Origin of the sequence: Myroides sp. ZB35 (genome assembly GCF_001865835.1) — a bacterium.
Classification (GTDB): domain Bacteria; phylum Bacteroidota; class Bacteroidia; order Flavobacteriales; family Flavobacteriaceae; genus Flavobacterium; species Flavobacterium odoratimimum.
In genome coordinates, this window is record NZ_CP017769.1 from 1,719,278 (window position 1) to 1,735,442 (window position 16,165).

Here is a 16,165-nt window from a genome sequence, read left to right on the forward strand (position 1 = left end):
AATGAAAAAAATATATATTTATGCTGCAAGTGTAGTGTTTGCTTTGGCAGCTTTAGAAGTACAAGCTCAAGATAGAAAACAGCCTGTAGCGGGGCCTGCGCCAGTAGTACATGTAGGACAGCCTACCTCTTTTGTATTAAAGAATGGGATGAAGGTGATGGTTGTTCAGAATACGAAGTTACCTCGAGTATCTTATACATTGAGTATTGATAATCCGTTAATCTATGATGGGGAGAAAGCAGGAGTAGCTTCTATCTTATCTGAAATGTTGGGGAATGAGACGAAGAAGATGAATAAAGATCAGTTCTTAGAAGAAATAGACTTCTTAGGAGCTAGAATTAATTTCCATACAGGTGGTGCTTCAGCGAATGGGTTGTCTAAACACAATGAGACTATTCTAAACTTACTAGCTGATGGAGTAATCAACTCTGTGCTGACACAAGAAGAATTCGACAAGGCAAAGGCAAAAGCTATTGAAGGAGTAAAGGCTGGTGAGAACAGTGTGACTAATATTGCTCGTAGAGTAGAAGACGCTGTGCTATACGGGAAGAATACTCCAGTAGGAGAATTCGAAACGGAGAAGACATTAAGTAATGTAACTTTTGCTGATGTTCAAGCATACTTTAAGAAGTATTACTCTCCTGAGAACGCATACTTAGTAGTGGTAGGAGATATTGATTATAAAAAGACAGAGAAGTCTATTAAGGGGCTTTTTGAGGCTTGGAATAAATCGAATACACAGTATAAAGATGTTGTTTATAAAGGGAACGTTGGCGCTACAGAGATTAACTTCGTAGATATGCCTAACGCTGTTCAGTCAGAAATAGCGCTAGTGAATGAGGTGGAATTAAAAATGACTGACAAAGATTATTTTGCTGTTATTTTGGCTAACCAAATTCTTGGAGGAGGAGGAGAAGGTCGTCTTTTCTTAAACTTGCGTGAAGCACATGGTTGGACGTATGGAGCGTACTCTTCTATAAGTCCATCTCGTAAGTATCCTGGTAAATTTAGAGCCACAGCTGCAGTGCGTAACGTGGTTACAGATAGCGCTGTAACAGAGTTTATAAAAGAGATAGACCTTATCCGTACGACTCCTGTTAAAGAAGATGAACTGAAGTTAGCGAAAGCTAAATATGTAGGGGACTTCGTGATGGAAATCCAGAAACCTGCTACTGTAGCTAGATATGCTCTTAATAAAGAGCTGTATAAGCTTCCAGTAGATTTTTATGAGAACTACATTAAGAATATCAATGCTGTAACGATAGCAGATGTACAGAAAGCTGCTCAGAAGTATTTCCTTAAGGATAATATGCGTATCGTTATCGTAGGTAAAGGTAGCGACGTATTATCAGGATTAGAGAAATTAGGCTATCCTATTAAGTACTATACTAAAGAGGCTGATGAAGCTAGTAAGCCAGGCTTTAGTAAAGCAGTACCTGCTGGAGTAACTGTTAATTCTGTAGTAGATAAATATTTGAACGCTATCGGTGGAGAGAAGAAAGTAGCAGAGATCAAATCTGTTGCCATAACTAGTACTGCTGAAGTACAAGGGATGAAACTAGAATCTATATCTAAAATGAAAGAGGGATATATCTTAGTAGAGCAGAAGATGATGGGGAATACTTTATCTAAGCAAGTAGTGACTCCAAAAGCTGGTTATGTAATGCAACAAGGCCAAAAACTGGAACTTACAGGTGATAAATTAGCTGAAGTACAAAGTGAAGCAACAATTTTTCCTGAGTTAAAAATGAAAGCTAATAAAAGTGCTATTGTTACTGGTGTAGAGTCTTTTAATGGTAAAGATGCTGTAGGTGTTAAAGTTGGTAAGTCTGTTTACTATTATGACTTGACTACTGGACTTAAAGTAGGTGCTGTAATGACTCAAGAGCAAGGTGGCCAAGTAATGAATATGACTACTAAGTATGAGGATTATAAAGAAGTGAAAGGGGTAAAAATACCTTTTAAACAAGTATTAAATGTAGGAATAGAGATTGTTAATATCGTTACAGATGTTAAAATCAACGAAGGAGTTACTGACGAGGATTTTAAATAATTGATTATCTAAATAATAGAATTGAAAAAGCAACTGATTTATCGGTTGCTTTTTTTATTTTTGTACCATCAAGAATGTAATTTTAAAATACCACAAAGATGAAAATAGTAAAGTCAATAGGCTTCATGATGTTAGGAGCTATATTAGTAGTATCGTGTAAGAATGAAGAGAAGACGGCTGATGCGTCAGTATCTACTGCATCTACAGAAGTAGCTGGTAATGTGGAGCACACTACATTTAAGATCGATGGAATGACGTGTGAGATAGGATGCGCCAAGCTTATAGAAGGTAAGTTAGCAGGGCTAGACGGAGTGAAGTTAGCTAAAGTGGACTTTGATACTAAGACTGCAGAGATAGACTTTGATGAATCTAAGCAGAGTGTAGAGTCATTAGTAGGTACTGTAGAGAAGATCGCTAATGGGATTTATAAGGTAGAGAGCGTTAGTGCTACTAAATAATAAGAACAATATAAGAGTAGGGGCATTCCTCATCTGTTTAAATATTTGATCTAAAGCGAGTGTGTTGATACATACTCGCTTTTTTTATTGGTTTTAATGCGAGTGAGTCCGTTGTGAGTCCGTTATGAGTCCGTAGTGAGTCCGTTATTTTGGATGATTTAACGGAGTCATGATGTACTGATGATGTAGAAATATAGTTCGCATGACGCAGAAGACTCCTATAAAAACAAAATGGAACTAATCTATACAGACTAGCTCCATCGGAATATAAAAATCGAGATGTATTCTATTTTATAATAGGTGTGTTTGCATCCTGTTTACTAGTCCATTTAAGTGTCTCTAGTAGTGTTCTCATATCTTTCTTTACATATTCTGTAGCGGGTAAGATAGAGTCATAGTTTGGTTTAGCATAGAAGTATAGAGAGGCTACGATAAAGTTTTTTATACTATCTGTAGCGTAGAACTGTACATTCGTAGCAGCATTTCCCTGTACATCATATAGCATACCATATACTCTGTCATCAGAGTTGATATAAGGTTGTTCTATAATCTCATCAGCCTTCACGAAGTGCTCATAAGTAAGCTTCTGTGCGTCTTTTAGCAGTAGATTTAAGTTGTTTTCTACAGGCTTATAGTTGATGAAGATGGTAGCCTTCATCTGTGGATAATGTATTTCTAGTGAATTCTTTTTAGCCTCTTTAATAGTAGACCATTGATTTTGACTAAACTCAAAACCGTTTTCGTTTTGATAAGTCTTATATTCCTGATTAGGATAGTCTAGAGCTAAGAAAGCATTTGGCTTAGGAGTAGTATCCTCTTTGCAGGCAGCGAAGAAGGCTACAGATAATAGTAAAGTGCTTATATATTGGAATTTCATCTTTCTTATTTCGATTAAGGTTTACAAAGTAGTAACCTACTTAAAACGGCAAATTGTCATTATTAGTCTCTTTAGGGATATTAAAATTGTCTACAGCCTCTTTTTTTTCTTCTTCAAAAGATGTTTTTTGTCTGTAGTCATTTTCTTTTTTGGTATCTAAGAACATAAACTCTGTTACCATAATCTCTACTGTCTGTCTATTCATGCCATCTTCTCCTTGCCATTGACGGGTGCGTATTCTCCCTTCTACATAGATGCGATCTCCCTTAGATAGATATTTCTCACACACTTCAGCAGCTTTGTTTTTGACGACTAGATTATGCCATTCTGTAGAAGTATATTTTTCTCCGGATGTTTTATTGACATAAACTTCGTTAGTCGCAATCGGAAAACGACCTATACAATTACCATTTTCGAAGTAATGCATCTTGACGTTATCACCTAAGTGACCTATTAATGTAACTTTGTTAAGGGTACCGTTCATAGTGTTAGGATATTAGTGTTTTTAAATCTAAGGATGTAATAAAGTTATGAATTACAATCGGAAAACCAAATTTATTTAAATCCTCCCAACTCGTTTGTACAGAAGGTGTTGCTTCTATTTGTACGCACCAGAACTTGATGTGTAACTTCTGATGTGATAGCTGGTGTGTGATAGCGTCAGTCGTCAGTTCTTTTATCTCCTTTATATATAAGGTGTCGTATCGCTCTCTCAGTGCAGAGTCTATGTCTTCTATATGATGAGTGAAACTGTCAAATACTGGAAATTGGTATAGTTGTTGCCAGATATCTTTAGCTGTGCGTTGTTCTATATGTGTATTACCATCTTTATCAATGAAGATGATGAAGTCTAAATAGCGTTTTTTTACCTTTACCTTGCTTAGTTTGATAGGGAGTACAGCCACCTGATTAGTCTGATAGGCTACACACTCTTTAATAAAAGGGCATGATGGACAGTCAGGACTCTTCGGGGTGCATTGTATCGCACCGAAGTCCATGATCGCTTGATTAAAGGTCGCAGGATCATGCTGAGGAATTAGAGTAGCCGCTAGTGCTTGAAATTCTTTTTTAGTAGTATTGGTAGAGATATCAGAAGTGATACCGTACACACGTGATAATACTCTGAATACATTGCCGTCTACTACAGGTACTACTTCATCATAAGCGATAGAGGCTATGGCAGCAGCAGTATATTCTCCTACACCTTTTAATGTAAGTAGTTCTTTATAATTAGGAGGAAATACTCCATTTAGTTCATAGGCTACCTTTTTTGCTGTTGCATGAAGGTTTCTAGCTCTACTGTAGTAGCCAAGTCCTTGCCATAAGCGCATTACATCATCTTCGGGTGCATCTGCTAGATCTTTTACAGTAGGATAAGTGGTTAAAAAGGCTTCAAAATAGGGTAAACCTTGCGCTACTCGCGTTTGTTGCAGTATTATTTCTGATAACCAAATGGCGTAAGGGTTTTTAGTTTCTCTCCAAGGTAAAAAACGTTTGTTTTCTAAGTACCAAGTAATGAGTTTATTAGAAAAAATCATTGTAAAAAGTATTGAACGCAAACTTAAAACTTTATATATTTAAATTTTAATCAATTAAGGTTGAATTATTGGGATATAAATTAATATATTTGCACACTCTAAAAATATCAGACAACAACAAAATAATTTATATCTAAAATGACGAAAGCAGACATTGTAGCTAAAATTTCAGAAAAATTAGGGCTTGAAAAAGGTGAAGTACAGGCAACAGTAGAATCTTTTATGGAAGAAGTAAAAGGATCTTTAGAAGCTGGTGAAAATGTTTATTTAAGAGGTTTCGGTAGTTTTATTATTAAAACTAGAGCTGAGAAAACAGGAAGAAATATCTCTAAAAACACAACTATCAGAATCCCTGCACACAATATCCCAGCATTCAAACCAGCTAAGGTGTTTGTAGAAGGCGTAAAGTCAAACACAGAAGTAAAAGTAAAATAATTTATTAATCTCTAAATTACACACATTATGCCAAGTGGTAAAAAAAGAAAAAGACATAAGGTAGCGACGCACAAACGTAAAAAAAGAGCGAGAGCTAACCGTCACAAAAAGAAAAAGTAGTTTAAAACTACTTTTTTCTTTTAGTAGAAAAAAGATACTGAAAAAACTTGCCTTGCAAAAGGTAAGTTTTCCAGATAGAAATATCTGTATTAATGTTTAATCCATCTATACAAACTCATTTGGTCTTTTAGACATCGTAATGGATGAGTATGGATAAAAATGTACAGTGTGAATAAAGAGCTAATTGTTAGGTCGAATTCTGATACAGTAGATTTTGCCTTATTAAAAGATGGAAAACTAATTGAACTACACAGGGAGAGAGAAGAGAGTGAAGATGATGGTTTTCAAGTTGGCGATATCTTTATCGCTAAGATTAGAAAACCTGTAGCAGGACTTAATGCTGCATTCGTTCACGTAGGCTTTGAGAAGGATGCTTTCTTGCATTACCATGATCTAGGTCCTAATCTTCGAACTTTACTGAAGTTCACTAAACTTGTAAGCGGAGGTAAATTAAAAGATTACTCCTTAAAGAACTTTCCTTTTGAGGAAGAAATTGATAAAGATGGAGTGGTTAGTGATGTATTAAGTGCTAATCAGTCTTTATTAGTTCAGATTGTTAAAGAACCTATTTCTACTAAAGGACCTCGTATTAGTTCTGAACTTTCTATAGCAGGACGTTATGTAGTCTTAGTTCCTTTCTCTAATAGAATCTCTATTTCTCAAAAGATAGAATCTAAAGAAGAAAAAGAACGTCTAAAGAAACTTCTTCAAACAATCAAACCAAAGGGATTTGGAGTAATAGTACGTACTGTGGCAGAGGGAATGAAGGTAGCTGAGATCGAAAAAGATCTGCAGAACCTAATGACTCGCTGGAACAATATGTGCAAAAAATTAAGCGTAGCTCATCATCCTTCTAAAGTATTAGGAGAGGTTAATAAAGCATCATCTATTCTTAGGGATGTGTTTAATGATACTTTCACGGGTATCATGACTGATGATGAGGATATGTATTACCAAACGAAAGACTATTTGCAAGAGATAGCTCCTTCGAAAGTTTCTATTGTGAAGCACTATCAATCATTAGAAGTTCCGATTTTCGAAAAGTATAATATCGAACGTCAGATCAAGACTTCTTTTGGTAGAACTGTTTCTATGAGTAAGGGAGCTTATTTAATCATAGAACATACAGAGGCGTTACACGTCATAGATGTAAACAGTGGAAATCGCTCAAACAAAGCTCAGTCTCAAGAAGACACTGCCCTTGAAGTTAACCTTATCGCTGCAGCTGAGATAGCTAGACAGCTTAGATTAAGAGATATGGGTGGGATTATCGTAGTGGATTTTATTGACATGGGGAACCCAGAGAATAGAAAGACACTATACGACTTCTTAAAAGAAGAAATGAGTGATGATAAAGCAAAACACAAGATCTTGCCTCCTAGTAAATTTGGATTAATTCAAATCACTAGACAACGTGTTAGACCTGAAGTTAATATTGAAACAAGAGAAGAAGATCCGAATGAACACGGTGAAATCGAAGCTCCTATTCTTGTTATTGACAAAATAAAGGCTGACCTAGAAAATATTATTTCGAAAGATAAGTCGAAAAAAATTATCTTAAATACGCATCCATTCGTTGCTGCTTATTTAACTAAAGGAATTCCATCTATTAGAGCTAAGTGGTACTTAGAGTTTAAAAAATGGGTTAAAGTAATTCCACGTGACGCTTACACGTATCTAGAATACCATTTCTTAGATGATAAAGGAAATGAACTTTCAGAATAACAAAAAAACCACTAGTCGGAGATTAGTGGTTTTTTTGTTTCTAACCTTTTTATGGGACACTAGCCTTTTAATAATCAAATATTCTTTTCTTAAAAAAGTGGTGTAAAACTGTGCGAAGTCACTTTTTGTCTTTTTTAATACCAGCGTTATACTTATAAGGTATAGTTTTTTAAATAATAATTTTTGTCAGTGAGTGTAGAAGAATGTTTGCTTTCTAGCTATTGTGTTTATTATTAGTAGTTTATTTGTGGTGTTTTCTATCTTATGATTTGCTTTGTATAATTTTTTAAACTCTTAAAAAAGTAATTTAGTCATATAAAAGGTTTTACTATAAGTGTTTGTCGTTTACTCGTATGATTTAGAAATTTTTATCATCCTGAATAAGCATACAGATATAAAATAGAAAAAGAAGAAGAGAAGCTGTTTTGAGTGCGAGTGATGAGTAGAGGAGCTATGTTTAGCTCCTCTATTTTATTTAGGGCTACTGAGTTCTAATGTGATTTGAATCGTTTTAGTATTTCCATCAGCATCTACTATGGTTAAATAGTGTATGCCTGGATCTGCCTGTATAGCTTGCTCATGAAATAATGAAGTCTCGCCTAAGTATTCTTCATCTAGGTACCAGTATAGTGTTTTGGCAGGATTGCTAGTCGCTGCTTTAGCTATAAAGGGCTGCACATTAGAATAGAAGTCTTTAGTTAGATAGATTAGATCATTGTGCTTAGGATAGATAAACTCTGTCGTATTCTGTGTGCTATAATCTATACAGTCAGGTCTATAAGGAGGTAAGTCCTTATAATCACTGTGATGTCGCTTATAGAAGTGAGCCATAGTCGGAGGCAAGATGAACCAAGGCTGATTCATGATATTGTCAATGGGTTCACACATACTGTTGACCTGATAGCTCATTGACTGATCTAGGTGAACAAGTTTGTGATAAGGGCATAGCTCCGTCTTTTTAGCACGATAAGGTACTAGTTCTGTTCTCTTGTCACAGTATGGGCCAGCTAGGTATCCTGATTGGGTACATACTTCTATCTCTTCCATGTCGTTTAACGGTTGTTCAAACCAGCTCGTACGTGGTAATAAATTAAATACGTCAAATAGTATAGGACCAGCCATACGCACTCCACTGATAGATGGACGACCTTCTCCTGAGGCATTCCCTACCCAGATGCCTACTACATACTTTTTATTAACACCGACTGCCCATGCATCTCTACCTCCAAAGCTTGTACCTGTCTTCCAAGCTATTTTAAGCGATGAGTCATAGTATCTCCATGCTTCATCTCCTTCTGGTCGATTAACTTGTGTAAGTGCCTTAAAAGTATTGTAAATGGCTCCTGCACCAAGATGTGCTTTCTCTTTGCTATCCTGTCCAAAGTCAAGTTGAACGTTCTTATTCCAGTTTAGATCTTGTATTTCGTTACTTCTATATTGACCTTTTGTTCTATTGTAATAGTTAAGGGTAGAAGCTAGTCCTGTATATGCTTTCGTTATCTCCCATAGATTGCTCTCCGCTCCTCCTAATATCAGGGATAGACCATAGTGATTAGGGTGTTTAGAAATAGATTTAAAGCCCAAGTTTTGCAATTGATTATAGAATCTATAGATACCATATTTCTGAAGCATTAATACAAAAGGAATATTTAGTGATCTAAATAAGGCTTCGTCTGCTGGTACTGCTCCTTCATAAGAGCTATTAAAGTTCTCAGGTTTATAGCCCGATATCACTACAGGTATATCAGCAGCTAATGTTTTGGGTAGGAGCTCTGCATCATCTAGCATACTCGCGTACAAGAAGGGTTTAATGATACTAGCTGTACTGCGCTGTGCATGGATGATGTCTACGTCTTTTTTATGTTGTACTGTAGTAGGGGTATTTCCTACATAGCTGATGATATCACGTGTTTCTACATCTATGACGATAACAGCCATATTATAGATTTCTGTTTGACTATAATTAAAATAATACCCCTTCACGATATCATTGACACGTTGTTGAATATTATAGTCTATCGTAGTATGATTTCTCTCTTGACTATTTGTCTTAGCTACATACTGTAATAGGTGAGGTGCTATCTGAGGTAGCTCATGAGGCTTCTGAGGTAGAGGCTCTTCTAATGCTAGTAGATAGGTGCTCTCATCAAAAGTGCCTTTGTCTAGTAGTTTTTTAAGTAAAGCATTTCTTTTTTTAAGTAATCTTTCTTGGTTTTTTCCTGGGTATATTAAGCTTGGAGCGTTTGGTAACACTGCTAATGTAGCACTCTCTGCCCAAGATAATTGTTCTGGTGTTGTCCCAAAATAACGCCAAGCAGCTACTTCTATACCTACCACATTACCTCCAAAAGGGGCATGTGATGCGTATAGGCTTAATATTCTATCTTTACTATACTTAAACTCTAGACGAGTAGCTTGTATCGCTTCAATAAGTTTCTCTGAATAGTTTCTTTTCTTACCATCTCTAGATAAGCGAATAGTCTGCTGCGTAAGTGTACTTCCTCCTCTGACTACCTTGTCAGACTGAAGATTAGCTCTAAAGGCTTTTATCATTGAAACTGGGTTAACTCCCCAGTGGTAGTAAAAATAGTCGTCTTCAAAGGTAATAATACACTCCTTGAACTTATGAGGTACAGAGTCTACTTCAGGAAAACGCCATTGCCCATCTGTCGCTATCTGTGCACCGAGAAGTTTATTATCATTACTTTCTATTACGGTGGAATAGGGCTTAGTAAACAATTCGCTAGGTAGCGAAAAGTAATAGAGTACTAAGAGAATAAAAGCGATGATCGTCATCACTTTTCTCTTTAAAGACCATGTTTTCCAGTTTAAGTTAGGTTTCAGTTTCATATAAAATAAAAATACAGGGAATTTTGTTTCCCTGTATTTATTTAATGATTGTCAATTTATTATTTTACTACTTCTATCCATTGTCCTGCTGTACGGCATCTGTATGAATTGTCATACATCGCTTCTGCATAGACTCCTGGCATATAATATTTACCTAAGTAAGATGCATTTAACACTACTCTTAATGTCTTTGTCTCTCTTGGGTTAAGACTGAAGTAGAAGTTAGAACGGTCATCTCTGATATCTGTGTGTTGTACAGGATTACTTACCTCACTAGCATCTGTGTATCTCAGGTTTACAATCTCCCATCCAGATGGGATAATTTGTGTCAATGCAACATTGTCAATGCTGTTAACAGTGGTATTCGTAATCGTAATATAAGCAGAGAACTCTGTTCCTTGGCTCAGTTGAGTAGGGTTAATTACTTGCTGACTTGCATCTCTAAATGAGGTGCGAATACTGATATTACTTTCGTCTGTCAATTCTTTTCCTACTGGAAGGATACCACTATAAGCCACACGAGCATAAACAGTAGATGTGTTCTTATTGACTAAACTAACTTCATTAGTAGAAGATATCGTTTTAAAGTCATACTCATACATATTGTTTTTTGTCGTAGCATTTGTAGTCGTTCCATTATTTGTGAAGTCTACATTGATACCTTCTTTTGATTTATTATTCTTTACATAAGCTGAGATCACGTTCAGTCCGAATGCTGTACTCTGTGTACTCATCCACGTATTAGAACCTAATCTTTTTGCCAATGTGTTAGCGTATTCATGCATTAACTTATTATTCGATTTAGTCAGAATAAGTGTCTCTAATGCCATTGCTAATCTTCTCTCATAAGAACCATAATAGTAATACTGAGATTGATTATTCTCTATAATAGGTGAGCTTGCTATTAGTTTATTAGCAGCTTCTTTTTGACCTGCTAAAGCATAGGCTGCTGCAAGACGTAATTTCGTATCAGCAGAAATACCTGTAGTCTCTCTTAGTCTGTTCATAGAAGCTAAATCAGCATTACCAGCTAGTGCTAGTGTGTATAATCTATAAGCCTGTGCAATATCATTATTATAACGACTGCTGTATGACCATGATCTTACAGCTTTTTGTTGATAAGCGATTGCATTAGCTTTACTTCCAATAGGTAATGCATAGCCTCTTTTCTCAGCTTCGATTAAGAAGTGTAAGATGTATGAAGTAGTCCAGTCATCAGAATAAGAATCACTGCTCCAGTATCTAAAGCTACCATCTGCCATCTGACGTTGAGCTAATGTCTTTAACCCTTCGTTGATATTGCGCTGTAGACTTTCTTTTTTGCTCTTACTTACATAAACTAAGTCTTCTAAGAAGATCTGAGGGAATACTCCAGAAGTCACCTGTTCACTACATCCGTGAGGATATTTAATCAAGAAGTTTAATCTAGATGTTAGATTAATACCAGGGAAAGTAGATAGCTCTAGAGTAGCTTTATTACTACCTGTCACCCCAAACTTCTCCCATTCGATTTTATTTGTACTATTCGGTTCTAATACAATATCTTCTGTCTTTACAGTGATAGGATTAGGGTTTAGTACATCTAATTCTACTACATAAGTAGCTCTCTCTTTACCAGAGATAGCTTCTATTTCTATCTTAGAGATACCTGTTTTTTGCTGTACTTCTAGGTCACAGTATACTACTTTTTCGTCAGGTTCACTGAATGTTATTTCCTGTGTAGCATTATTCTGAATCTTAAACTTGTCATCTGTTTTTACTTTCACAGTTACATTTTTCACATGACTTTCCATAGCGAATACCGTGATCGGTAGCGTCACTTTCTCTCCTGGTACAGCTCTTCTAGGAAGAGAACCTAATATCATCAGAGGGTTGTTTACTTTGACCGTTTTTTCTACACTTCCGTATGCTTTAGTAGCTACATTAGAAGCAACCACCATTGTACGAACTGATCCTATATACTTAGGTAATTTTACTTTATGAGTTCCAGTTTTGCCTCCATCAAGAACGAATGGACCTAAGTGGATAACAACCGGTTTAAACCTATTTGCTTTCTTCACTTGACCAGCTCCAAGGTCTTCATCTCCCCCTATGCTGAATACTTGATTAATAGCACCACCATAAGCTCCAATAACGTTGTCATAGATATCCCAAGTACGCACACCTAAGGCAGTTTTGCTATAGAAGTTATCCCATGGATTAGGAGTCTTAAAACGTGTTAGATCTAGTAGACCGTCCTCTACTATCGCTATAGTATAAGTCATTTTTTGACCTGCCTTTTCTTTTACTTGAACAGTGAATTCTTGTTCAGGCTTTAGTTTGTCAGGCATAGTCAGAACAGGTTCTAGCTTAGTCTTCTTATTGTATACATTGATAGGAGCTACTCCATACATACGTATAGGAGAGTTATTTAACGTAGAAGCATGTGGCTGTATAGCAGATACATTGATATATACATTAGGCGACATCGTTTCTGTAGTAGCGATTTCGAATGTCGTTTCTCCTTTTTGAGTTTTCACCCAATGTGTCTCTAATACAGTAGATCCATTCTCTATAGAGATTAATGCTCTACCACCTTCACTAGAAGGGAAAGATAGCTTTATCTTCTCTCCTGTATTATAATCTTTTTTATCTGTAGCTAGGGCTAATACCGTAGCTTCTTTTCCTTGTGAATGTTTTGTTTTACCAGACCAATAAGGGTAGTCTACATATACCACAGAAGAGGCAATATGTTTACCGTATTTATCACGCGCTACAATCTCATAAGTACCCCAGTCTTGTTCTGGAATAGTCAGAGACATAGTAGCTGTACCGTTAGAAGATGTAGTATAATCTACCGCATCTTTATACACAGAGTAGTAGTCTGAACTACTATAACTAGATGCTCCATTGTTATTAGAGCTCCACCACCAATATCCTTTTTTTCTATAAACAGTTACGTTGATATCATGAGGCTTCGGAGCCCCTTGTGCATTCACAGTAACAAAAGAGAATTTAAGTGGTTCGTCTGTTTGATAATATCCGTATTTATTAGCATCAGGTGCCTTTATCCCTACATAGGTATTGTATGGAGAGATCGTAGCTGTAGATACATCAGTAGATACATCACCTCCGTTCTCGTATACCTTAGAAGTAAAGATTGCTTTTAGCATTCCTGTGTTTTCTGGTATATTATTTAGATTAACAGAAAATGAAAAGTCACCTTCAAAGTCTGTTGATCCTGAGAAAGCATTTATCTCTTGAGAACCATAAGAACTCAAGCTGTTACTAAACGAATATGTTTTATAGTTAGAGAAAGTTGTTGTTTGAGGAAGTAACTTTAGGGTTACTTCAGCTTTTAAGTTTTTAGCAACACTTCCTTGTAACCACTGTACGTTATAGTCGACTCTAGCACTGTTACTATTGCTGTAAACAGTTTTGCCTTCGATTGTGTTTTTAATCTTTAAACGATTCGGTTTTATCGTTTCTATTTTAATTTGCTTGTAAAATTTAGCACCTCCTACACTTACAACTGCCTGCCAATTCCCTGTAAGAGATTCAGGGTTTGTTTTTAAGACATAAGCATAGTGATTATTAGCATTCTTTTTCTGTACTATCTGATCTACTACTTTCCCGTAAGGATCAGAGAAAGTTAGTTTGATCGGGTGGTTAGCAGGTAGAGGATTAGCTAGATCATCAAGAATGAAATCTAGGTAAATGTTGTCTCCTGGTCTCCATACTCCTCTTTCAGTATAGATATATCCATTGATACCTTTTTGTAACGTAGTACCATCTACATCATAGTTACTCATAGATAGAGAGTTTGCCTCATCTATTTTTACATAAGTTGTATTTCTATCATCTTTTATAATAGCAAAGGCAGGTTTCTTTTTCTCTAGGTTAACAATAAGAATACCGTTAGTATCAGTCTTAGCAGAAGTAATTAATTGTTGTCTATACGTATAGAATTCTACTGTAGCTGCCGCAACAGGATCTGTTGTAATCAGATTCGTAACAATTGTTGTATAGATATTATTATTACCACCTTTAATGATTACACCTAAGTCAGTAGCTAATACATTAGTAGCTGCTTTCTCGTGATAGTAGTAGTAAGATTGAGAACATGGGTCATCTTTCTCACTCCAGTTATAGTAATAGTAGTAATCATCATCATAATACTCATCATCTTGATTTAGTTCTTCATCTATATCTTCATCTATATCCTCATCTGTAGTCTCGCTGTCTTGACTCTCAGCACACCCATATAATGAATACGAACGATCAAAAGAGAACTCCACTCTGTATATCGCTCCTGGATCAGGACTAATAAGAGTAGATAAGTCTAAGGCATAAGTATTGTACTGCATTAATGCTTTAGGATTCGCATTTGTCAGTTTAATCGTAGTTTTTGCGATAGGATCAGCCACTCTGTTAAGGCTGTATTTCCCATCTATATTATTCTCTTGTAAGAATTGAAGAATATTATTTTCGTATATTTTGTAAACTTTTACATCTACAGCTTTTAGTGTAGTAGCTCTAAAGTTTATTTTTAAGTTTTCTGAGCTAGGTAATATTGTACCACTGTTGATTAGTTGTACATCAGGTTTAGGAATACCGAAGTTTAGCTCTACTACTTCTGTAGTCAGCGTTTTATTTCCTTTGTTATCTTCAATACCTGAACTGATTCTAATATTAATTTTGTCTTGTAACGGTTTGTCTGCAAATACCTTTAATACGTTTCCATCTGTTGAGAAAGTTAGTTTTGCATCGTTATTCTCTAAGTCTATTAAACCATTAAAGTCTTGATTCTTCTTAAGAGGGTTCGAAAAGTTAATCCAAAAAGCTTGTGCGTCATCAGCTACAGGTTCAACTTTAAAGTGATCAAAGTAATTCTGTTGAGGTACCGTGTGTACTTCAGTGCTTTTAGCCGCGTTATTTACAGGTTTACCATTGATAACGATATCAATCGATGATTCTGAAGGGGTTCTCTTAATCTTATTGATTGTGAACTTAAATTCTTTAGCTTCTGTTTTATCATCACTATCAAATTTTAGATCTAAGTTCTTTTTTTCTTGTACTGCTGTTAATACTTTTTTAGCATCAGCAGTAGTTAACCAATCACTTGTAGTCAGTACGCCATTAAGTACATATTCTGTATCTGATACGCTCTGAAGGTCTAATAACTGTGTATGGAATGTCTGAGGTACAGTCATCACCATAAAAGAGAAGTTCTTTAGTGCATCTTCTGTCTCTGTAACTTTGTCTAAATGAAAAGTAATATTATACCTCTGATCTTGTTTTAATCGCTCAGATGGGATAAAACGGATCACGTCTGTAGGTAAGTAGACTACTTTTCCTTTTACAGCTGGAGTGATTGTAAATAGGTCGCTGTCCAACTCCTCATTAGGAGCCCAGTTTTTCCAGTTTTTTGGGATACTGATATCGATAGGATCTTTAGTAGAGATAACACCTGCTGTAAAAGCAAGTATATATTCACTAAAAAGCTTAGGGTTGGATAAGTTGACATTTAAATCCCCATTCTTTTTACAAGACTGGAGCGCTATAAATGCACAACAGATGAGGATAAGTAGATTTCTGAATTTCATAGTTATAAGCAGTTTTTTATTTTCTTTTATTTTCAAAAAACGATTTCATTAAAGCAGTGCATTCCTGTTCAAGAACACCTGAGACTACTTCTGTTCTAGGGTGAAGTTGTCCTCCTATGGCTTTATATCCTCTTTTATCATCAGATGCACCATAAACAATTTTGGTTATTTGACTCCAATAAAGGGCTCCTGCACACATCTGGCAAGGTTCTAAAGTTACGAATAAAGTGCAGTTTTTCAAATATTTAGCGTTTAAGTAATTAGCAGCAGAAGAGATAGCTTGTATCTCTGCATGAGCAGTTACATCGTGTAATAGCTCTGTCAAATTATGACTTTTAGCTATAATTTGGTTATTGGCAACTACGATTGCTCCTACTGGAATTTCTCCCTTATCATACGCTTCTTTTGCTTCGCTTAAAGCAATGCGCATAAAATATTCATCATTGAAAAATGTATCCATTCTTTTGTGTTAACATAAATGCAAACTCAAAAGTAAAAACAAAATTGTAATTTTGTTTTTATTT

The 16,165-nt window shown here is 35.7% G+C and carries 10 protein-coding genes; 4 read left to right on the forward strand and 6 right to left on the reverse strand.

What is annotated here, in order from left to right; genetic code table 11:
- Window position 1: 1 nt before the first annotated feature.
- Together BK054_RS07830 and BK054_RS07835 are read left to right on the forward strand one after the other, a co-directional pair.
- Window positions 2–2,053 carry a M16 family metallopeptidase gene (locus tag BK054_RS07830; protein ID WP_058699257.1) on the forward strand — a complete coding sequence of 684 codons (2,052 nt, stop codon included), beginning with the start codon at window positions 2–4 and terminating at the stop codon, window positions 2,051–2,053.
- A gap of 98 nt (window positions 2,054–2,151) precedes the next feature.
- Entirely contained in the window at window positions 2,152–2,511 is a 360-nt protein-coding gene (locus tag BK054_RS07835) for a heavy-metal-associated domain-containing protein (RefSeq protein ID WP_006262778.1), read from the forward strand.
- A gap of 286 nt (window positions 2,512–2,797) precedes the next feature.
- Here the strand turns inward: BK054_RS07835 and gldD are convergent, their stop codons facing one another.
- The 3 genes from gldD to mutY are packed head-to-tail and all read right to left on the reverse strand — an operon-like array spanning window position 2,798 to window position 4,947.
- Window positions 2,798–3,388 (reverse strand): gliding motility lipoprotein GldD, encoded by a 591-nt coding sequence (gene gldD, locus BK054_RS07840; protein WP_058699258.1) that lies wholly within the window; start codon window positions 3,386–3,388, stop codon window positions 2,798–2,800.
- Window positions 3,389–3,428: 40 nt separating this feature from the next.
- Window positions 3,429–3,872 (reverse strand): single-stranded DNA-binding protein, encoded by a 444-nt coding sequence (locus BK054_RS07845; RefSeq protein ID WP_006260551.1) that lies wholly within the window; start codon window positions 3,870–3,872, stop codon window positions 3,429–3,431.
- A gap of 4 nt (window positions 3,873–3,876) precedes the next feature.
- Entirely contained in the window at window positions 3,877–4,947 is a 1,071-nt protein-coding gene (gene mutY, locus BK054_RS07850) for an A/G-specific adenine glycosylase (RefSeq protein WP_081048722.1), read from the reverse strand.
- 117 nt (window positions 4,948–5,064) lie between these two features.
- On the opposite strand from mutY, the gene BK054_RS07855 reads away from it, so the two are divergent.
- Together BK054_RS07855 and BK054_RS07860 are read left to right on the forward strand one after the other, a co-directional pair.
- Window positions 5,065–5,361, forward strand: coding sequence for an HU family DNA-binding protein (locus BK054_RS07855; RefSeq protein ID WP_006257401.1), 297 nt, complete (start codon window positions 5,065–5,067; stop codon window positions 5,359–5,361).
- Between the two features lie 288 nt (window positions 5,362–5,649).
- Window positions 5,650–7,206, forward strand: a complete 1,557-nt coding sequence (locus BK054_RS07860) for a ribonuclease E/G (RefSeq protein WP_006257397.1) — start codon at window positions 5,650–5,652, stop codon at window positions 7,204–7,206.
- Window positions 7,207–7,677: 471 nt separating this feature from the next.
- Here the strand turns inward: BK054_RS07860 and pbpC are convergent, their stop codons facing one another.
- Genes pbpC through BK054_RS07875 form a run of 3 tightly spaced genes read right to left on the reverse strand, consistent with a single transcriptional unit; the run spans window position 7,678 to window position 16,101 of the window.
- Window positions 7,678–10,056, reverse strand: coding sequence for a penicillin-binding protein 1C (gene pbpC, locus BK054_RS07865; RefSeq protein WP_058699260.1), 2,379 nt, complete (start codon window positions 10,054–10,056; stop codon window positions 7,678–7,680).
- Window positions 10,057–10,115: 59 nt separating this feature from the next.
- Window positions 10,116–15,641: an alpha-2-macroglobulin family protein gene (locus BK054_RS07870; protein WP_058700021.1), complete on the reverse strand. Its 5,526-nt coding sequence runs from the start codon at window positions 15,639–15,641 to the stop codon at window positions 10,116–10,118.
- A gap of 16 nt (window positions 15,642–15,657) precedes the next feature.
- On the reverse strand, window positions 15,658–16,101 hold the full coding sequence (locus BK054_RS07875; RefSeq protein ID WP_006257394.1) for a nucleoside deaminase: 444 nt from the start codon (window positions 16,099–16,101) through the stop codon (window positions 15,658–15,660).
- Between the last annotated feature and the right edge of the window lie 64 nt (window positions 16,102–16,165).